Origin of the sequence: Pontibacter amylolyticus, from assembly GCF_014638845.1 — a bacterium.
Lineage (GTDB): Bacteria > Bacteroidota > Bacteroidia > Cytophagales > Hymenobacteraceae > Pontibacter > Pontibacter amylolyticus.
In genome coordinates, this window is record NZ_BMFP01000005.1 from 55,197 (window position 1) to 74,817 (window position 19,621).

The following is a 19,621-nucleotide window of genomic DNA, read 5'->3' on the forward strand; positions in this document are numbered from 1 at the left end:
ACGGCGCACATTGGTTGGCAGGTATCAACCCTTTGACATCGGTGTGCAGAAGTTTTACGCAATCGTAATTCTTAACCAACTTGATAGGTTGACCTGATCAATGGTTAGAGCCTTTTAGGTTTCAAGCTGTATGTCCTGGTCATCATAGATGCAAACCAAAGCCCCATTCAATGACATGAGCAGAACGGGTATGCGCCAAAAGCATGACGCCGGCAGAAACATGTTGGTGGAGGTTATACTTTAAACCATACCGCTGGTAGTAGCTGGGGTATAGACCGTAGGGCTGGTGCACGTAGCGCCCCAACTGAAAAACAAACGACAGCTTGTCCAGGTGCAACTCATGGCCAACAGTCACGCCTGACAGCCACTGATCCAGCACTTCATCTGGCACAGGCTGACTCTTGTTTATAAATTCTTCCCGAACTGCCGTATTGTAAAAGCCATCGGCACCGAGTAGCAGCGTGCTCTTCTGTGACACCCTTTTGCTGGCGTATGCCGAAAGACTGTACATGGGGTGCTTTTCATCTATCCTCAAAACTTCCTTCACGCCCCCTGCCAGTCTCAGGTTAAAATAGAGCCGCTTGTCTAAAAGTGCAGCCGTGGTGTCCTGCACATCCAACAACCTTACTTCCCCTGGCTGGTACCGCAGCCCCACACCTAGTAAGGGAAAATTCATACCATTGTTTGGTTTGTTGAGGGCACCGTTGGAAAAATGCCGGAAAGCCAGGTTCAGGTTTAGGTATACATGCTCCTTTATCGGAAACTCGTAGCGCACAGTTCCACGAAGCGCGAAGGTAAACTTGCTTCCGATTGCCATGTTTTGCTCGTTTGTACCGGGGGTATAGTGGCGGGTAGAGTACACCAGACCGGTGCCGAGGTTAAAGCGCAGGCTACTTTTTTTAAACTGTAAAAGCGTGTTATCCAGGTACGATGTCAACGAAACCGCTTCTCCCAGTTCATCCGGAACGCCATAGTTGTAGTACGACAGCGCAAAACCTACCTGCGGGTGATTGTATTGCCTCTCCCAGTTACGCTTGCCAATGGTATGTTTGTTGGCATATACCTCGACCGCGTAAGGGTGCGTGAAGTTAAGCACTGACAGCCCGCTTCTGTAACGAAAAAGAGTGCCATAATAAGCATTGGCTCCAACCGACCAGGGGGCTTTAGTGAAGGCAGGGATTTCGGAGGGTTGAGCCAGTACAGCCGAGAAACTGCAAATAGTAAACAACAGGTATAGCGCCAAAGCTTGTAAAGGGTGCTTCATAGATTGTGGTGGTAAATACAGCAGGTAGGGCTAGCGAGGACAGTCGCCTGTACTCCTCCCGGAAAAACAAAGCTATTCAATAAGGTACAGGAAAGCCTAGAAAAGCTTGTTATTAAAAAAAGCAGTGTGCAGATGTAAGGTATGGAATTGCAGGAAATGCGGAAGGACTAGAGATAAGTTTGAATATGAAGAGCTACCGAAATAGGAATAGCAGCATTGGGATGAATCTGGAGTAAGCGAATCAATAGATTTCACTCTCTATTGCCCGAGTTGGGAAGAGTATTCAGCTTTATTGAAGACAGAAGAATTTTAACAGAAAAACCGGGTAACACCGGTTTTTTTAATTAAGTATTTTTCTTAAATAGTAATATCTACATATTTATTTTAATAATAGATCTTAACTAATGAAAGAAAACAAACAACCATTAACTCAAGCTATTCAGCAATTAGGAGTTGTAGGAGGACAGCTTTTTAGAAGATTCCCTCTATTTATGTTTGCTATTGTAGGAATTTTAGGATTTGCTGCTTACTCAATAATCAATAACAATGAGGGCATGCAAATCTTTCTATGTGTTCTAATCTCGATTACTTCATTCATAATCTTCATGAAAACTTCTAGTTATGGAGAAACTATACTTTCATTTATGCTAGGTATACTAACAATATCCACCATAGATTGGGATGAAAACAATGAGCTTATATTTATTATTGTCTTCGTGCTCTTCAATGTCTTACTATTTATAGGTACTTCTATAAAGCTGCATGCACAAGTTGAAACAATATTAACTCATGCAGCTACTTTTATAGATTTAAGAAACTACAAGAAAGTCTACAAGGAATTACAAGATTTATTACGAACGGGTACTAAAGGGGGACAGTTAGGTGCCCTAAATAAAGCTGAATCAATTAGATTTATAGCTTATTTAGGAATACCAGTTAGTGAAATGGGATATTCTTTGAATGCAATTGAAATCATAAAAGTTGTAAACAATATCGAATTAAGGCAGGCTTTAAACTATTTTAGAGCTATATACTTTTTCAAATTACGCACTGCAAATTATAACAGCTTTGAGGCTATCTTAGATACATTTTTTAACCAGTTAAAGACCATCCCACTTAGCCCTGAAGAGTTTCTAATCATCTTTGACAAGACAAAAAGAACTGTGATTTCTCATGAAATCACGTTGGACCAATACTTTTCAAATCTAAGAAACTTACTTTTATCCGGAGCTGATGAAGATGAGATAGTAAATGTGCTAAGTAAAAGCCGTGTCTAATATTTATGATTAATGTGATAAAAGACCTATATTTTTTTAGAAACTGAGTCTATAACATTTGTTATCAAGTTCGGACTAGTAGGCTCACTTTCTTGCCCATTATAGCCAGTATTTTGATGAGCAAAGATAGCCTGTGTAGCCTGCACTAGTACCTTATCATTTCCGTCTTCAGAACGAGCTGTATTCAAAATACTCGCCGTTGAACCTAGTGCATTAGACTTATGAGCATTTATTACATGGTTATGCATTTGAGCATTGTAATTCTTGACACTAAATACTACAGCATAAATCATTAATGAAACAAGAAGAAGGTTAGCTAGGCTATATTTTATAAATGTAAAATATAGAATTAAAGTGTAATTATCTTTTGTTAAATTATTAAGAAGATCAACCGATGATTCTTGTAGTCCGTTATTAACTGAGTTTATAATATTGGAATACATACCGGTTTGAGAAAGGCTTTTATATATTATCGCTATTAAGGCAATAATCAATATTCCTGTAATGACAGCCCAAGTATTTGCTGCCCTCTTGTTAATAGATGCCAATGTTTCAAAATCATAGCTCTTAGAATTAACTTCTAGTTTCTTTGTAAATTCATCAAACTTAGCACTTTCATGAAGAAGCTTTTCTCGTTCTAAATTCAGTTCTTCGTTAAGCTTTTTAGCTTCTTCGCTCTGAGCTAATACGAAATCCCTTTCGTTTTTAATTCGGTTTTTTTCGGTTCTAATAAAATCTTGTTCTTCCCTTATTTCTTTAACCAACTCCTCGATCTCTTTCTTGTCTTTTTCAAGCTCTTCTACAAGCTTTTCGTATTTTGGCCTTATGTTGTTGCTCTTCTCTATATCAAGATTCTCAATCATGGTAGCTATAAGCCCTTTTAACTTTTGAAGGCTGGTCACATAAGTATTTTCAAAATCTAACCCAGATAGGATTTCAGTATAGTACGAATTATTAAAAAATTGCTGATTATAAATATGAAGTATGCCACAAGCTTCATCAATCAATTCATATTCAAAACCGGAGGAACTAGCAAGTTTAGCTTGAAGCTCGGTTAATTTTTTTAATATCTGTTCCACTTTATTGAGTTCTGTTCTAAGTTTCTTTTAAATATATTAAATACATTTTATACTAACAATTCCGTCCCCTACACCATCCCCCGAAAACAAAAAAGCCCTGCAAGCTATTAACTTACAGGGCTTTCTATTTATTAAATGTACCTTGGGCCGGAGTCGAACCGGCACGAGTGTAACCTCATTGGTGTTTGAGACCAACGCGTCTACCAATTCCGCCACCAAGGCATTTTGTTCTGGCCGGTTTCAGGTAAAGTACCCTGGGCCGGAGTCGAACTGCAATCCCTGAACTTCTATCAGGAACGGGTTGCAAACTTAGATAAAGTTTCCTGAATACGCAACAAATATTTTTTCTTCAAATAGTAGGTTTTCACCTCCTGCAGGGCCTCTTCTTTGGTAACTCCATGAAGCTCAGGGTATCGCTGCAGCACCGGCAAAACATCATTTTCCAGCTGCGCCATCACACCGGTGCTCTTCTCTCCTATCTCGCGCAATTTATCCGCGTCAAAGTCGAACTCCAACTCCATCAGCTCCTCGTTGATCTCCATCATCTCCATCAGAAAATCGCCAGGAATCTCGTTTTTGCCGCCTTCTTCCAGCAGGCCGTGCTCCTTCAGGATGTACTGCATGCGCAGGTCGGCATCGCTCAAAGTGCGGTAGGCGTTGGTGTTGAGCGTAGACATTTCCAGGATCTTCTGCTGCGTGCCCAGGTCCTCGTTGGCATAGAAATCCGGGTGGTACTCGCGACTCAGCTCGTAGTAGCGGCGCTTGATCGCCTTCTCGTCCGGCAAAAAACTCTCAGGTATATGGTAAAACTCGAAGTAATTCATTTTTGACAGTTAACAGTTTTCAGTAAACAATAAGCAGTTATCATTCAGATAAACGGTATACGTTGCAAAAGTACAGGAATTGTTGATTGCTGATTGTTAATTGTTGATAGGTTACTGCTTACCGGTTACTGGTAGTTGTTTATTGCGAACTGTCTAGATGTTGACTGAAACATTTGACCAGGCCTGCGGCTTATCGGCAAAAAGGGCTTTGGTGGCTTTCCATACCTGCCCGAAGAGTTCGGAGTCGCGGTAATTGTTGAGGTGCTCCTCGGAGTCCCAGAGGCTATAGGTGCTGTAGATATTCGGGTGGTTGAGGTCCTGCAGCAGCTCCACATGGTTGCAGCCCTCAAAAGCCCTGATTTTGTCTTTGGAATTGCGGAAAATCTCCAGAAAATCGGCGGTCTTCTCTGGCTGAAATGTCATGCGAACGATGCGGATTAACATATTGAGTGAGTTAGTGAATGAGTGATGGAGTGATTTTTGGGTGGTTAAATTGTTTTTCGTGTGGAACAATTAGGTTGATTATTTCCCCTTCCACTGAAAGCTTTCGGATTTATACAATTGCTAATCCATCCGACATAATTTCAAAATTAATAAATCCCCCATTCACTCCATCACTCAATCACTAACTCACTCAATCCTTACCCTCCCGGATAAAACCGCACGTCAACCTGCGAGTCGAAGCCGAGGCCGAGCAGTTCGGCGGCGTTGCCCTTGTTGATGCCGATGCAGAGCTGGCCGAGGTGGTTGTAGAGGCAGCAGCAGTCGCCGTCTTCTACCTGGGTGTAGTTCTGGTGGATGCGCCCCACCGTCTCGCGGCCAAAATGCACGGTGTAGGTGCGGCCATGCCCGATGGTGTCCACGCTGTCTTTGGTGATGTTGGTGATCAGGTTGCCGTAGCGGTCCACATGAATGACATGCCCTGTTACAGAGTGGTCGTTGAGACGCAACTGGCGGTTGAGGAGTTGCTTGTAGCTGGTGGTGCGCTCGCCCAGCACATCAATGTCGCCGCCCTTCGCCAGGAAGAGCGCGGCAGGGGCCAGCAGTTCCTTGGCCGGAAACGGCATCACGTCTTCGTCAGTCTGCAGTTCCACCACAATTTCGGGCTGACCGTCGGTGAGCAGGGAGAGCAAACCGTTATCGGCCAGCAAAAAGTAGTGCCCTTTGTATTTTGCAGCATGATATTTGCCCTGTTTGCAACCGTGCGTATCTACGGCGATCAGGTGCACCGTGCCTTCGGGAAATTCCCGGAAAACGGACCCGATCACATACTCCGCCTGCGGGATGTTGAACGGCTCTATGCCATGCGAAATGTCCACGATCTGGGCCTGAGGCTGCAGCGACAGCATGGTGGCCTTAACGGCAGCCGCATAATGGTCGGTATAACCAAAGTCGGAGGTGAATGTAATTACAGCCATAGAGCGAACTATAATTTGTGTAGATTTGTCATCATTGTGTAACAATTTTAGCTAATTTACAGAATATATTACCAACGTACTATATTAAGCTTAAACATTTGGTAGAGAAAACAATAACCTTAGAGAACATCTCTCTTATCGATTTTCTGGGGACAGAGAATCAGAATATCAAACAGCTTGCAGCCGCATTTCCGAGCAGCAAGATCATATCCAGAGGCAACGAAATCAAAATTCAGGGGCAGACGCCTGAGATAACCAAAATACACGAGATCCTTTCTTCGCTGATCGATCACTATCACAAGTTCGGAAAGATTACGCATAACAGCGTAAATAGATACCTTTCTTCTGATCCTTTTACGGATGAGGATGTGATCGTGACGTCGCCGGACGTGATCGTGTATGGCAGCAAGGGTGGCATCATCAAAGCCAAGACGCCGAACCAGAAAAAACTGGTGGACCTGGTGGAGAATCATGACCTCGTGTTTGCACTCGGGCCTGCCGGTACCGGTAAGACCTATATTTCGGTAGCCATGGCGGTGCGTGCGCTCAAGAACAAGGAGGTCCGCAAGATCATCATTTCCCGCCCTGTGGTGGAAGCCGGTGAAAACCTGGGTTTCCTGCCAGGCGACATGAAGGAGAAGGTGGACCCGTATCTGCGCCCGATCTATGACGCCCTGGAGGACATGATCCCGATGGAAAAGCTCAAATACTATCAGGAAAACAAGATCATCGAGATCGCACCGCTGGCCTACATGCGTGGCCGCACCCTGAGCAACGCCTTTGTGTTGCTCGACGAGGCGCAGAACACCACGCCGGCGCAGATCAAGATGTTCCTTACCCGTATGGGTCCTACCTCGAAGGTGATGATCAACGGCGACCGTTCGCAGATTGACCTGCCGCGCCACCAGCGCTCCGGCCTGATGGATGCCCTCCATACCTTGCGTGATATCAAGGGGATAGGATTCATCGAGATGCAGCCGGAGGACGTGATGCGTCACCGCCTGGTTCGCGACATCGTGGATGCCTACACCAAAGCTGATGATGAGCGCCTGGCCGCCCGTCTTGAAGCTGAGGCCGCTGAGGAAGGCACTCCCGTGAGCGTGAATGGCCGCAAAAGAAAGGTATAGCAGCTGATCGGATAACACAAGATGATTGAGGTGATACGTGCTGAACGCGAGCAGGATAGGTCTGCCGCGTTCAACATACGTGAGCAGGTTTTTGTGGAAGAGCAGCAGGTGCCCCGCGAGGCCGAACGCGACCAGTTCGAGTCGACGGCCCGCCACTACCTGGCTACCTGCGAGGGCGTGCCTTGCGGTGCTGCACGCTGGCGACAGACCGACCAGGGTATAAAACTGGAGCGCTTTGCCGTGCTGGCCGATTACCGCAACCGGCAGGTGGGTGCCGCGCTGTTGCAGGCCGTACTGCTGGACGTGCAGGCGGATCATGCCGACAGCAAGGTATACCTAAACGCACAGTTACCGGCCGTTAACTTCTACAAGCGCCACGGCTTCGTAGCCGAAGGCGACATGTTCACCGAGTGCGACATACAGCACTACAAAATGGTGTATAAGGGCTGATGAAACGGTGGGCTCCCTACCCTTTTGTCCGCATTGCCCTTAGCTTTATAGCAGGTATACTCGTGTACCTGTTCACAGGCAGAGAGTTCAGGTATAGCCTTGAACTCTTTGCCTTTTTTGTTGCCACATACCTGGTGCTATACCTTGTTTCGCGCCGGTTGAAGTCTGTGGAAGCCAACACGATTGCAGGTATAGCCGGCCTGCTGTGCTTTGTGGCCGGTGGTATTTGGCTCACGCACCTGCACACCGAAGCGCACCATCCGCGACACCTGAGTAATTTGTCAGGTATACCGGCTTACTATGTCGGGGTGGTGGACGATTACGTGGTGCAGAAACCCGGCTACCAGAACACGGTGCTGCAGGTAGAGCAGGTGCAGGTTAACGGCCAATGGCAGCCTGCCGAGGGTAGGGTACAGCTATCCGTCCCGCACGACTCCAACCGCGAATATGAAGTAAGCTACGGCGACCGACTGCTGATCAAAGGTGCACCTCTACCTGTAGCACCATCTCCCAACCCCAACCAGTTCGATTACCGCGCCTTTCTGGCTAACAAGCAAATTCATCACCGGCATTTCCTGCAGCCGCACCAGTTCCAGAAAATCGACTCCGCCCCGCCTAACCCCGTGCTGTCCTTCAGCATTTACCTGCGTCGCCAACTCGATGCTTTGCTGAAAGCGTCAATCGACGAGCGAAGGGAATACGGCATATCCTCTGCATTGATTTTGGGAGTGAAAGACGAGCTGGACAATTCGATCCGTGATGCCTACGCTCAGACCGGCACCATGCATGTGCTAGCCGTGTCGGGTCTGCACGTCGGACTGATCTACGGCATACTAGCTTTTCTGCTGGCTGGCTTTAAGCGTTCCGCTAAACAAAGGACGGTATATGCCACTGTGATTTTAAGTGTGCTCTGGCTCTATGCTTTCATTACGGGCCTCTCCCCTTCTGTTCTTCGCGCAGCCTTCATGTTCAGTCTGATCACGGTAGCGATGGTTTCCAGGCGGCAGCACAACATCTACAACACACTTGCCATTGCCGCCTTTGCACTGCTATGGTATAATCCATATTTCCTGCTCGAAGTAGGTTTTCAGCTTTCTTTCCTGGCGCTGCTCGGCATCGTATACCTACAGCCCAGATTCTATAAGCTGATAGAATTTGAAAACAGGGTGCTGGACAAAGGATGGGCGCTTTTCACAGCTTCTCTGGCAGCGCAACTGGCCACTTTTCCGCTGGGGCTTTACTACTTTCATCAGTTCCCGGTATACTTCTGGCTGGCGAACCTGCTCGTAGTGCCTGCCGCTACTTTCGTGCTTTATTCGGGTGTAGCCGCGATGTTTTTCTCCTGGGTGCCGCTGCTCAGCACGGTGCTGTTCAAGATTCATTTTGCCATCACCTGGGGCATGAACGAGTTTAATATGCTGGTGAACCTGTTGCCGCAAGCCGTTATCAACGGCATCGACATCAGCACCTCACAAACCTGGCTGCTCTATACCTTGCTTCTTTTGTTTATTCTGTTCTTCGCCTATAAACAGCTCCGCTATTTTGCTTTAGCTACTGTAGTAGTGGCTTTGTTAGCGACACAGGAAATTCTTGAGATCAACACGCAGCAACACCAGCGCAGCCTGGTAGTTTACAACATGCGCAACGCCACCGCTTTCAGCTTCCTGCAAGGGCAGCAGGCGACGGTGGTCAGCCACCAACCGCTGGCCCCGCAAAACTACATCTTCAACATTCAGCCATACCTATGGCACAAAGGGGTACACCAGGCTGATGCCTATACCTTCGCAGATGCACCAGCCTCCCACTTAGGCCACGCCCTGCTCCCTGACAGCAATAACCTGTACGTATGGCAGGGCAAGCGCATGCTCGTCGTTTCGAAACCGATCCAAATGCAGCCACTCCCGGATTTTGAAATCGACTACCTGCTGCTCACCCAGAACGTCCGGATAAAGCCAGAGGAGTTGCAGGCATTCCGTTTCAAACAATTGGTGCTCGACGCCTCAAATGCACCCTGGTACCTGCAGCGGCTGAAACCACAGTTAGCGGCGGCGGGGATTGCGTTTTATGATCTGACGGAGCAAGGCGCGCTGGTGGTGGATTTGTAGAGGGCTGGATCAGGGTTTACTGGATTCATATGCACGATTGTCATCCCCCTGCCCCCCTCAAAGGGGGACTATCGGCTACTGCTCTCCCACTTGTCATCCTGGAAGGATCTTGGTGGAAGAGAGGCAGGCAGTTGCTATAACACACCCCTGCCCCTCTCGAGAGGGGAGTTTTAGCTACTGCCATTTTACAGGCAAAGGCGTTGTAGCTACAGTCGTTACTTTGCTATACCGAGTCCAACCACCCCTGCCCCTCCTTATCCAAGGAGGGGAGCTTCTGCTGCTACTACTTTACAGGTATAAGCTTTGTTGTAACTGCTATACACCACTGGCAGGTATAGCAAGAGTAACTTGCCCCGCTGGCTATGAAACGAATCGCACTTGCCAGGTGCACCGATGACGATTTTGTGTTTGAGCGGTCAGCGAGTTTAAAATCGTCTTGATTTTTTTGCTTACTTTTTTCATCAAGGAAAAAAGTAAGGCCTGCCCGGCCAGGGCAAGCTACAAAGCATAACAGGTTGCTATACCAACAAAAGGCCTTAGCTACAAAGCAGCTATACCTATACCTGGGTCAGTGGCCCCGCTAAAGTAGTCACGAGTGAGGTAGCTCGGGTCATAAAAAACTCCCCCTCCTGTTTTGGGGGTAGGGGCCCTCTTTAAAAGGAGGGGGCCAGGGGGAGGTAAAACAAAAAGCGCTGCCCCAACAGGACAGCGCTTTTCAGTTTAAGGTGAGAGAGTAAAATATCTTAGTTCTGAGCTTTTGGACCTTCGGCTTTCTTTGGCTGCTCAGCCTTATACTTGCCGTTGAACTTCTCGTAGAGGTATTTTTGCTTATCGTTCAAGTCGATCTTGCGGCCCTGGATGAATGCGTGCGTCACGTTGTTGGTGCGCATGTCCAGGATGTCGCCGGCGGATACGACGATGGTCGCGTCTTTGCCCACTTCAACAGAACCCACCTGCTGGTCGATGCCTAAGATCTTAGCGGTGTTCAGCGTGATGGCTGACAATGCCTGCTCCTTATCCAAACCATGCGCTACAGCTGTACCAGCTATGAAAGGCAGATTGCGGATACCGTGTGTGCTTAGGTCGTAGTCCAGCGCGAAAGGGATACCGGCCTGCTGCAACAGGTACGGCGTTTTGTACGGCATGTCCACATCCTCGTCCGAGCGGGAAGGCAGGGCGTGCACACCCGAGTAGATCACGGCGATGTTATTCGCCTTCAGGAAATCGGCCACGGCCACCGCGTCACGGGCACCTACCACCACAATATCCTTCACGCCATGCTGCTTCACAAAATTCACCCCTTCGATGATCTCCTTGCCATAGTTGGCGTGCAGGTATAGCTTCTTGGAACCGTCAAACAAACCCGTCAGCGATGAGAGTTTCAGGTTCTCCTTTTCGTTTTTGGCCTGCTTGTACACCGAAGCGTCGCGCAGCAACTGACTCAGATCCCGGATAGCCTGCTCACGGTCCTGGCCCATACTGGCCATGCGCGGGTTAGGTGCCATACCTGTGTTGATGATCATGTTCGGCCAGCTCAGGTGTATCCCCACGTCGGCTTTCACGATGGCGTCTTCCCAGTTCCAGGCGTCCAGCTGCACCACCGACGAGGAGCCGGAAATGGTACCGCCCACCGGCGTTACCTGCGTCATCAACACGCCATTGGCCCGGATGGTCGGCGCGATATCAGAGTCGGTATTGTAGGCTACCACAGCGCGCACGTTGGGGTTGAACTGCCCCACTTCGCGCATGTCCAGGGTGGCGCGCACACTCTCGATCTCGTTCAGACCCAGCTGGGAGTTCGGCTGTATCAGACCCGGGTAAATGTGCTGACCGGCCACATCGATCACCTCGTGCCCGTTGCGGTTGGCGCCACTCAAGGGACCTGCGTACGTGATCTTGCCATTGTCGAAACCAACGGCGGCGTTCTCTACTACCTTGCCGTTGCCCACGTGCAGGGTAGCGCCTGTGAGTAACAAAGGCTTACTTTGCTTCGCGGCCGGCACCGGAACCTGCGCAACCGCAGGCACACTCAGCATAAGCGCCACGAAAGCCGAAATATATCTTTTTTGAATTTTCATCTTATTGATTGTTAGATTTCAGTGATTGTTGATTGCCTATTGTTGATTGTTTTTATCCAAAAGAAGGTCAACAATTAACAATCAATCAATTAACAATTTAGTAAGCCATGTAGTCCGCTTCCGTGTGGTGCTCTACGTCCTCGCAGTGCAATACAGAAGCGCGGCGCATGGGCGGTCCCTGTGTTCTGGCACCAGTGGTTTTGGCCTGTAGCATCTTTTGAACCAGTCGCATGCGCTCCTTCTCCAGCTCGGTGCGCAGTTGCGTGTCGCGCTCCAGGTCGTAGTAGGCGATGCCGTCTACAAAGGTTTTCTCAGCACGGGCATAGATGGACAGCGGGTGGTTGTTCCACAGCACCACGTCGGCGTCTTTGCCTACTTTAATGCTGCCCATGCGGTCGTCCAGGTGCATGAGTTTGGCGGGGTTCAGGGTCACCATTTTCAGGGCGTCCTCTTCGCTCACACCAGCGTACTTCACGCTCTTGGCAGCTTCCTGGTTCAGACGGCGGGCCATTTCGGCGTCATCCGAGTTGATAGCAGTCGTTACACCCAGTTGGTGCATGATGCCGGCGTTCTGTGGGATAGCGTCTTTCACCTCCATCTTGTAAGCCCACCAGTCAGCGAAGGTAGAGCCGCCTGCACCGTGGTCGCGCATTTTGTCGGCCACTTTATAGCCTTCCAGGATGTGGGTGAAGGTATTTACTTTAAAGCCCATCTGGTCGGCTACTTTGATCATCATGTTGATCTCAGACTGCACGTAAGAGTGGCACGTAATATGGCGCTTGCCGTTCAGGATTTCCACAAGTGTCTCCAACTCGATGTCGCGGCGTGGCTCGCCAGCAGCGGCTTTCTGCTTCTTCGACATCTTGTTGTAGTTCTTCCAGGTCTGCTCGTATTCTTTCGCACGCTGGAAAGCGTCTACGTATACCTGCTCCACGCCCATTCTTGTCTGCGGGAAACGTACATTGTGTGCAGGAGCGCGGTTAGAGTGCTTCACGTTCTCGCCCAAAGCAAATTTGATAAAGCCGTCTGCATTTTCGACAAACAGCTCGTCCGGGCTCTTGCCCCAGCGCAGCTTGATAATGGCGGACTGACCACCGATCGGGTTGGCAGAGCCGTGCAGCAACTGCGAGGTTGTTACCCCACCGGCTAGCTGACGGTAGATGTTCGGGTCTTCGTGGTTTATCACATCCATCATGCGCACTTCAGCCGTTACGGCCTGCGTACCTTCGTTCACGCCCTGCAGCGCGATGTGCGAGTGCTCGTCGATGATACCGGCGGTTACGTGCTTGCCTGTGCCATCGATCACGCGGGCGCCCGATTCACTCAGGTTCTTGCCTACTTTCGCGATCTTGCCGTTTTTCAACAGCACGTCTGTGTTCTGCAATACGCCTTCTTTCTCGTTCGTCCATACCGTAGCGTTCTTGATCAGCACCGTCTCCTGCTTTGGCAGCTCAACCTGACCGAAGGCCTGGAACGGATAGATCATGTTGCCCAGTTCAATCGCCTGCTTCTCTTTGGCCGCGTCTTTCTTAGCCTTCTCGGTCATGGCTTCGGAGAACTTAGCCGACCACTTCACCAGCGTGGCATCCGGCAACTGGCCTTCGCCCTGCAGGTTCTTATCCGCGTACCAGCCGCTCAAACGGATGGCTTCTTTGCTCTTCTTGTCTTTGTTGAACGACAGCGTTACCAGGTTGCCGCTCACAGTGATCTTTCCGGTCACGGTGTCCTGACCGATCACTTTCAGCTCCGGTTTCTCAGCTGTGCCGGCAATCTGCAGTTTGCGCTCCGGCTGCTGCCCGATCTTCAGAGTATACACGCCACGGTAATCGGCCGGTACTTCGGTGATCTTGTACTGGTTGCCCTGCACCCAGTTCTCCAGGATCACATTGTCCTCGGCAAACAGGTTGCCGCTGGTGATGATGAAGTTGGCCAGTTTGCCTTTGTCGAGGCTACCCACGTGCTTGTCGGCTTTCAAAAGCTGGGCCGGCGTAGCGGTTAGCGCCTTCAGCGCTTCTTCTTCTGACAGGCCGTATTCGATGGCTTTGCGAAGGTTGGGCAGGAAGTCTTTTTTGTCTTTCAGGTCGGCTGTGGTGAAGGCAAACGGTATACCTGCTTTCTGCAGCGCTGCCGGGTTAGACGGGGCCATTTCCCAATGCTTCATGGCCTCCAGCGGCACACGGCGGGCATCATATGGGTCCTCCACGTTGTACGCCTCCGGGAAATTCAATGGAACAATAACCGGGGCATTGGTTGCCTTGATCTCTTTGATCATCTGGTACTCGTCGCCGCCGCCTTTGATGATGTACTGCTTTTTGAACTCGTCGCCCACCTTGTCGGCGCGCAGCATGTTCAGTTTGCTATTGGCCTCAAAGATCTGCGGATAGTTGTTGGCGCTGGTGAAAGCGGCCAGCGAGATGTTCTGCTCACGGCCCGGGTTCATGTTGTTCCACTGCGCATCCAGGTAGGTCTGGCGCAACAGGGCGATAGCGCCCATCAGGGAGTTCGGGTAATCCTGCGGTGAAGAACCTTTCTCAAACGAGAGCGCAGCTGCAGCTTTGTCAAGCAGGATCACTTCGTTTTCGCGCTTGTCAGCCAGTGTTACCAGCGTGGCTGTACCACGGGCAATGCCGTCGCGGTGCACCGCCAGCACGGTACCGAAGCCCAGCTTGCGCAGTTCCTCGGCTTGCTTTTTGTCTACTTTAAAGAGCTCCACGGCATTGGTTTCCGGACGGATGGCCTGGTTCCAGTTGTAGGCCCCCTGCTTGGTAGATTCCTCCTGTGGTGGTGCGGTCCAGCTGCGGCGCTCTGCCTTTACCTCTGGCAGACCATAGCTGGTGAACATATCCACCAGACCCGGGTAGATGTGCTTGCCTTTGGCATCCAATACTACGGCGCCAGCCGGCACTTGCACTTTGGTGCCCACGGCCTCTACCTTGCCATTGCGGATCAGCAGAGTCGCGTTTTCTAATTTGGTTTTGTAATCGGTGTGGATGGTGGCGTTGGTGAGAGCGACCAGTCCGGTGCGCTCGTCGTATACGCCATTGCGCGGAAAGGTCTCCTGCGCCATCGCACTACCTGCTGTTCCCAGAGCGAGACAGGCTGCAATGGTTAAGATTTTTCTCATTGTTCTGTGAAGGTGAAGTAGAGGTTAGTTTAGGTTTAAACACACAATATAGACATCTTCACTTTAAAATTCCTTGTAAAACGTTATAAAATATTCAGGATCAAGCTCCATATACTTTATCTAATATAAAAAAGTCCATCATCAACAGGCGCAGCACCTCGGTATAGACCAGAAACGCTGCATTACGTATGTACTCCTGATATTTTGAGAACCCTTCTAGAAACAACGTTTGCATGCGCTTATACCTATACCTTGCCTCTCTGCTACTGGCACTTTTCATGCTGAAATCCTTTCCTGCGCTGGCGCAGGAGCAAACGGTGGAAAACAAAACTGTTGATCCGCCCAAGCCGAGCATGCGCAGCGTAAAGGGGCTTATACCTGCTCCGGTCATCTACTATACCCCCGACACCAAATTCGGCATCGGCGCTTCCCTCCTGGGCTACTTCCGCCTGCGCAGCTACACCGACACCACCTATACCCGCCTCTCACTGGCCCGCCTGGTAGTGGACTATACCCTGAACAAACAAACGGACCAATGGCTGAGCTGGAACATCTTTACGCGTGAGGAGCGCCTGATGCTGCGCGGCGAACTGCGCCACCGGATCTATACTGACCGCTTCTACGGCATCGGCAACGACACCCGTAAGGAAGACCGCGAGTTGTATGACTACGATATGATCAGCGCCAAAATAGCGGTACTCAAACACGTGGGCTTCCGCAGTTTCCTGGGACCTGACCTGCAATTCACGGAGTACTATGACGTGGAGCTGGAAGAGGGCAGCCAGCTGCTCTCGCAGCAGATACCGGGCTACAAAAAAGGCCGTAATGTGGGCCTCGGCGCCGTTTTCCTGATCGACCACCGCAACAGCACCTCCTACCCGAGCAAGGGTTTTTACCTGGAACTCTCCGGCTATCACTTCGGCAAGACATTCGGCAGCGACTTCCGGTACAACAACCTCAACTTTGAGTTTAACCGCTACTATGGCCTGGGCAATGACCGTGTGCTGGCCACCAACACCATGCTCCGGCTCAACGAGGGCGATGTGCCCGTGCAGCGCCTGGCCACAGCCGGCGGTGACAAGATCCTGCGTGGCTACGCCCGCAACCGCTTCCACGACGACCACTTCGTCGGCTCCCAGGTAGAGTACCGTTTCCCGCTGTTCTGGCGACTGGGAGCAGCCGCTTTCGCAGGCGTGGGCGATGTGTTCGACAAACCAAAAGACGTGAGTTTTTCAACCCTCAAGTACTCCGTCGGCACTGGCCTGCGCTACGCCATCCGCCCCGACCAAAAGCTCAACTCCAGGCTGGATGTCGGGTATGGCCGGGAAGGGATCAACATCTATCTGATGATTGGGGAAGCATTTTAGGATCGGGATTTTCAAGATTAAAAGATTATCGAGGACAATGGACATCCACTATCCATTCAAGAGAGGGACTGTTCGGTAGCTGCTTTCCGATCTGTCATCCTGAAAGGATCTTGGTTGAAGGGGGGGTTAGGCTGTTGCTATAACACACCCCTGCCCCTCTCTTCAAAGAGGGCCCCTAACCCTAGAGAGGAATCACCTCCCCTAGCCCCTCCTAAAAACAGGAGGGGTACTTTCTGCCTTAACCATATCAGGGTATAAGCCTTGTAGTTTCAATCGTTCCTTTGCTAGACCGGATCCAACCACCCCTACCCCTCCTTATCCTTGAAGAGGCCCCCTACCCCCAGGCGGGGAACCTGTAACTGCCATTCGATAGGTATAAGCTGTGTAGAACGCACCACTGGTAGGTATAGCAAGACTCACTTGCACTGGACCTACAAAGCAGAAAGCTATTCACGGTGTACCATCGACGATTTTGTGTTTGAGCGGTCAGCGAGTTTAAAAGCGTCTTGATTTTTTTGCTTACTTTTTTCATCAAGGAAAAAAGTAAGGCCCGCCCGGCCAGGGCAAGCTACAAGGCAATAAAGGTTGCTATACCTGCGACAGCCGTAGCTACAAAGCAAGCTACACCTATACCTGGGCCAGAGGCCCTACCATCGTAGACACGAGCGAGGACACTCGCGCCATGATACTACACCCCCGCTAACAGGTCAAAAAAAACCCTCATAGCACTAGCAAAAATCCCTGAAACTTCCCTACATTTCTACTGGAAAAGTACTGCTTTATACCTGTTATAACACAGAACCTGCCCCTCACTTTATACCTTACTGACTTTATGAACCGACATGCACTTGCCAGCTGCCTGCTGGGGCTCTGTTTGCTGCTGGGCACGCCTAACTGTGTCCAGGCGCAGGATCAGCAGACGGATGCTATACCTGACACCACCCTGCCAAAAGCGGAGAAGACGCGGGGCCTTATACCTATTCCAGTGCTCTATTATACCCCCGACACACGGCTGGGATTCGGGGCAGCACTGCTTGGCTTCTTCAAACTGAAGAACAGCGAGGACGAAGGATACACCCGCCTCTCCACCGCGCGCCTGATCGTGGACTATACCTTACGCAAGCAGACCGACCAGCTCCTGGACTGGGCCATCTTCACCCGTGACGAGAAATACCTGCTGCGGGGCGAGCTGCGCCACCGCGTATACACCGACCGCTTTTATGGCATCGGCAACGATACACCGCTTTCGGATGAGGAGATCTATGAATACGATTTTGTGAGCACCCGCCTGGCGGCTTTGAAAAAAGTTGGAGCCCGCACCTTTTTGGGTCCGGACTTCCAGATCGCGAACTACTACGATCTGCAGCTCAACCCCATCAACGAAGACCGGGAGAGTCAGCTACTCTCTCAACAGATTCCAGGCTACCAGGGTGGACTGAACAGCGGTCTGGGCCTTGTCTTCCTGCTTGACAGTCGCGACAACGTGGCCTTTGCCAGTAGCGGCACTTACCTGGAAATGTCTGGCTACCGCTTTGGCAGCACCTTTGGCGGGGACTTTGGTTACACCAATTTCAACCTCGACTTCCGCAAGTATTTCCAACTGAAACCGAACCACATTCTGGCGCATAATACTAGTTTCAACCTCAACAACGGCGAAGTTCCTGTCATGCGCATGGCCATGGCCGGTGGCGACCGCATCCTGAGAGGCTACGCCAAAAACCGTTTTTTGGAGGACAACTTTGCCGGAACACAGTTCGAATACCGCTTCCCGCTGTTCTGGCGCTTCGGCATGGCAGCTTTTGCCGGTGTAGGCGATGTGTTCGACAAACCAAAGGATGTGAGCTTCTCCACTTTGAAATATTCCATCGGCTCAGGATTGCGCTATGCCCTGAACCCGGAGCAAAAACTGAACATCCGGGCTGACATTGGGTATGGGCGTGAAGGGGTAAATTTTTATGTGATGATTGGGGAGGCTTTTTAATACCGCTATACCTGGTGTAGGGTATTTGCAAGCATTAAGGATTGAAATATAGATGACAGAAATTGATAAGGAATGGTTTGAAGGCAAATCCCAGACAGCTTCGCTACTTTTACTTGAAATGGCATCCTTAATTGGAATTCAATTTATTCTTCTCCTTATTTCAGGTATAGCATTCGGTTTGGGTCCGGAAAGCACGATGAAGGGCTGGATTGAGGCTTTCACTATCTCGCTTTTGCTTGCCGTTGTCCTGTACCACTTTTATATTTTCAAAAATCAATACTTCAAAGTTTTACTGTTTTCAATATTAAGCATAGCTCTACTTGGTAGCCAAATCTACATTTATGTCGAGATACTCAAGTGGGATATTGGGTTTGGCTTCATGATCATCATCCTAACAGGAGTTTTCGCTCCATTAAATTATCGGTTAATCAAATATGTATTGAGCGGAAAGCAATCCAAATAACTTCTTCACCAAATGCGACGAAAGTCACATACCAAATTCATAAAGAAGCGTAGATTTGTCAGCGATAAGCCAATTCGCCCCTAAAGCATGCCCAAGCTGTTTCCGGTCCCTTCTCCCCTGCTTCAGAAAACGATCTTTATTGCTTTTGTCCTTCTGATCCTGCTTACTTCGCTGCTGAATTCGGCGATGGCTTTGGGAGCCGGTCTGGTTGTGGGGCTCGTGCTGGGCAACCCGTTTCAGGCGCATACCGGCACAATTTCCAAACACCTGTTGCAGGCGGCGGTAGTGGGTTTGGGCTTCGGAATCGATTTGTACCAGGTGGCGGAGACCGGACTGATGGGCATTGTCTATACCCTGGTGTCGCTGGCCGCTACCCTGGGGGTCGGGCTGCTTTTGGGCAAGCTGTTCTATACCCCGCCCCGCCTCACGCACCTGCTGTCGTCGGGCACGGCCATTTGCGGGGGCAGTGCCATTGCGGCGGTGGCTCCGGCTATCAAAGCCAACGATCAGGAAATTTCCGTGGCACTCGGCATTGTGTTTGTGCTGAATGCGGTGGCGCTCTTTATTTTCCCGCCGATCGGACATGCACTTGGTCTCTCACAGCAACAATTCGGCACCTGGGCGGCGATCGCCATACACGACACCAGTTCGGTGGTAGGCGCTGCCACGCGCTACGGAGACGAAGCATTGCAGATTGCCACCACGCTTAAACTCACCCGGGCGCTTTGGATCGTGCCGCTGGTGCTGGTCTCCAGCCTGCTGTTCAAAGACGGGCAAAAGAAACTGAGCATCCCCACCTTTATTCTGCTCTTTGTGCTGGCTTCGGTCATCAGCACCTTTATACCTGCCATGGAAACCGTCTCGCCCACCCTCGTGATGCTGGCAAAAAAAGGACTGCTTCTGAGCCTTTTCCTGATCGGTGCTAACATTAGCCTGAGCGCTCTGAAAGCGATCAGTCCAAAACCCTTCTGGCAAGGCCTTATTCTATGGCTTTTTATTTCAGTGGTTTCACTGTCTTTTATCTACGGATTAGGCTAAGCCTGGCACATCATAGACAAAGACTA

Annotated in this window: 15 protein-coding genes and 1 tRNA gene; 8 read left to right on the top strand and 8 right to left on the bottom strand. The window is 50.1% G+C overall.

The window, feature by feature from the left end; genetic code table 11:
• Nucleotides 1-142: 142 nt before the first annotated feature.
• Nucleotides 143-1,264 carry an acyloxyacyl hydrolase gene (locus tag IEV97_RS13230; RefSeq protein WP_188501966.1) on the bottom strand — a complete coding sequence of 374 codons (1,122 nt, stop codon included), beginning with the start codon at nucleotides 1,262-1,264 and terminating at the stop codon, nucleotides 143-145.
• A 404-nt stretch (nucleotides 1,265-1,668) separates the two neighbouring features.
• On the opposite strand from IEV97_RS13230, the gene IEV97_RS13235 reads away from it, so the two are divergent.
• Nucleotides 1,669-2,541, top strand: a complete 873-nt coding sequence (locus IEV97_RS13235; protein ID WP_188501967.1) for a hypothetical protein — start codon at nucleotides 1,669-1,671, stop codon at nucleotides 2,539-2,541.
• Nucleotides 2,542-2,567: 26 nt separating this feature from the next.
• Here IEV97_RS13235 and IEV97_RS13240 read toward each other — a convergent pair whose 3' ends face one another.
• From IEV97_RS13240 to IEV97_RS13260, 5 genes are all read right to left on the bottom strand, one after another.
• Nucleotides 2,568-3,620, bottom strand: a complete 1,053-nt coding sequence (locus tag IEV97_RS13240; RefSeq protein WP_188501968.1) for a coiled-coil domain-containing protein — start codon at nucleotides 3,618-3,620, stop codon at nucleotides 2,568-2,570.
• Nucleotides 3,621-3,758: 138 nt separating this feature from the next.
• Nucleotides 3,759-3,842 (bottom strand) — tRNA-Leu (locus tag IEV97_RS13245).
• Nucleotides 3,843-3,910: 68 nt separating this feature from the next.
• The gene (locus tag IEV97_RS13250; protein WP_188501969.1) at nucleotides 3,911-4,444 is read right to left on the bottom strand and encodes an iron-sulfur cluster co-chaperone HscB C-terminal domain-containing protein; all 534 of its coding nucleotides are present in this window, start codon (nucleotides 4,442-4,444) and stop codon (nucleotides 3,911-3,913) included.
• 153 nt (nucleotides 4,445-4,597) lie between these two features.
• Nucleotides 4,598-4,888, bottom strand: coding sequence for a putative quinol monooxygenase (locus IEV97_RS13255; RefSeq protein ID WP_188501970.1), 291 nt, complete (start codon nucleotides 4,886-4,888; stop codon nucleotides 4,598-4,600).
• A 197-nt stretch (nucleotides 4,889-5,085) separates the two neighbouring features.
• Nucleotides 5,086-5,862, bottom strand: a complete 777-nt coding sequence (locus IEV97_RS13260; RefSeq protein ID WP_188501971.1) for an SAM hydrolase/SAM-dependent halogenase family protein — start codon at nucleotides 5,860-5,862, stop codon at nucleotides 5,086-5,088.
• A gap of 98 nt (nucleotides 5,863-5,960) precedes the next feature.
• On the opposite strand from IEV97_RS13260, the gene IEV97_RS13265 reads away from it, so the two are divergent.
• From IEV97_RS13265 to IEV97_RS13275, 3 genes are read left to right on the top strand one after another with little or no spacing between them, the layout of a single operon-like run.
• Complete coding sequence (locus tag IEV97_RS13265) at nucleotides 5,961-6,989, top strand: PhoH family protein (protein WP_188501972.1); 1,029 nt, start codon at nucleotides 5,961-5,963, stop codon at nucleotides 6,987-6,989.
• Nucleotides 6,990-7,010: 21 nt separating this feature from the next.
• Nucleotides 7,011-7,439, top strand: coding sequence for a GNAT family N-acetyltransferase (locus tag IEV97_RS13270; RefSeq protein ID WP_188501973.1), 429 nt, complete (start codon nucleotides 7,011-7,013; stop codon nucleotides 7,437-7,439).
• Entirely contained in the window at nucleotides 7,439-9,544 is a 2,106-nt protein-coding gene (locus IEV97_RS13275; protein ID WP_188501974.1) for a ComEC/Rec2 family competence protein, read from the top strand. Before IEV97_RS13270 ends, IEV97_RS13275 begins: the two co-directional genes overlap by 1 nt.
• Nucleotides 9,545-10,287: 743 nt before the next feature.
• Here the strand turns inward: IEV97_RS13275 and IEV97_RS13280 are convergent.
• Nucleotides 10,288-11,622, bottom strand: coding sequence for an amidohydrolase family protein (locus IEV97_RS13280; protein ID WP_188501975.1), 1,335 nt, complete (start codon nucleotides 11,620-11,622; stop codon nucleotides 10,288-10,290).
• A gap of 97 nt (nucleotides 11,623-11,719) precedes the next feature.
• Entirely contained in the window at nucleotides 11,720-14,746 is a 3,027-nt protein-coding gene (locus IEV97_RS13285) for an amidohydrolase family protein (RefSeq protein WP_188501976.1), read from the bottom strand.
• Nucleotides 14,747-14,979: 233 nt separating this feature from the next.
• On the opposite strand from IEV97_RS13285, the gene IEV97_RS13290 reads away from it, so the two are divergent.
• The 4 genes from IEV97_RS13290 (at nucleotide 14,980) to IEV97_RS13305 (ending at nucleotide 19,595) form a co-directional block, all read left to right on the top strand.
• Nucleotides 14,980-16,113: a BamA/TamA family outer membrane protein gene (locus tag IEV97_RS13290; protein ID WP_188501977.1), complete on the top strand. Its 1,134-nt coding sequence runs from the start codon at nucleotides 14,980-14,982 to the stop codon at nucleotides 16,111-16,113.
• A gap of 832 nt (nucleotides 16,114-16,945) precedes the next feature.
• Nucleotides 16,946-18,094, top strand: a complete 1,149-nt coding sequence (locus IEV97_RS13295; protein WP_229733936.1) for a BamA/TamA family outer membrane protein — start codon at nucleotides 16,946-16,948, stop codon at nucleotides 18,092-18,094.
• Nucleotides 18,095-18,146: 52 nt separating this feature from the next.
• Complete coding sequence (locus IEV97_RS13300; RefSeq protein ID WP_188501978.1) at nucleotides 18,147-18,557, top strand: hypothetical protein; 411 nt, start codon at nucleotides 18,147-18,149, stop codon at nucleotides 18,555-18,557.
• An 87-nt stretch (nucleotides 18,558-18,644) separates the two neighbouring features.
• Complete coding sequence (locus IEV97_RS13305) at nucleotides 18,645-19,595, top strand: YeiH family protein (protein WP_188501979.1); 951 nt, start codon at nucleotides 18,645-18,647, stop codon at nucleotides 19,593-19,595.
• The last annotated feature ends 26 nt before the right edge of the window (nucleotides 19,596-19,621 follow it).

Bases quoted from the DNA above. Each gene is read 5' to 3' on its own strand.
- IEV97_RS13230 (WP_188501966.1), bottom strand. From the start codon at position 1,264: ATGAAGCACCCTTTACAAGCTTTGGCGCTATACCTGTTGTTTACTATT.
- IEV97_RS13235 (WP_188501967.1), top strand. From the start codon at position 1,669: ATGAAAGAAAACAAACAACCATTAACTCAAGCTATTCAGCAATTAGGA.
- IEV97_RS13250 (WP_188501969.1), bottom strand. From the start codon at position 4,444: ATGAATTACTTCGAGTTTTACCATATACCTGAGAGTTTTTTGCCGGAC.
- IEV97_RS13255 (WP_188501970.1), bottom strand. From the start codon at position 4,888: ATGTTAATCCGCATCGTTCGCATGACATTTCAGCCAGAGAAGACCGCC.
- IEV97_RS13260 (WP_188501971.1), bottom strand. From the start codon at position 5,862: ATGGCTGTAATTACATTCACCTCCGACTTTGGTTATACCGACCATTAT.
- IEV97_RS13270 (WP_188501973.1), top strand. From the start codon at position 7,011: ATGATTGAGGTGATACGTGCTGAACGCGAGCAGGATAGGTCTGCCGCG.
- IEV97_RS13275 (WP_188501974.1), top strand. From the start codon at position 7,439: ATGAAACGGTGGGCTCCCTACCCTTTTGTCCGCATTGCCCTTAGCTTT.
- IEV97_RS13280 (WP_188501975.1), bottom strand. From the start codon at position 11,622: ATGAAAATTCAAAAAAGATATATTTCGGCTTTCGTGGCGCTTATGCTG.
- IEV97_RS13285 (WP_188501976.1), bottom strand. From the start codon at position 14,746: ATGAGAAAAATCTTAACCATTGCAGCCTGTCTCGCTCTGGGAACAGCA.
- IEV97_RS13290 (WP_188501977.1), top strand. From the start codon at position 14,980: ATGCGCTTATACCTATACCTTGCCTCTCTGCTACTGGCACTTTTCATG.
- IEV97_RS13295 (WP_229733936.1), top strand. From the start codon at position 16,946: ATGAACCGACATGCACTTGCCAGCTGCCTGCTGGGGCTCTGTTTGCTG.
- IEV97_RS13300 (WP_188501978.1), top strand. From the start codon at position 18,147: ATGACAGAAATTGATAAGGAATGGTTTGAAGGCAAATCCCAGACAGCT.
- IEV97_RS13305 (WP_188501979.1), top strand. From the start codon at position 18,645: ATGCCCAAGCTGTTTCCGGTCCCTTCTCCCCTGCTTCAGAAAACGATC.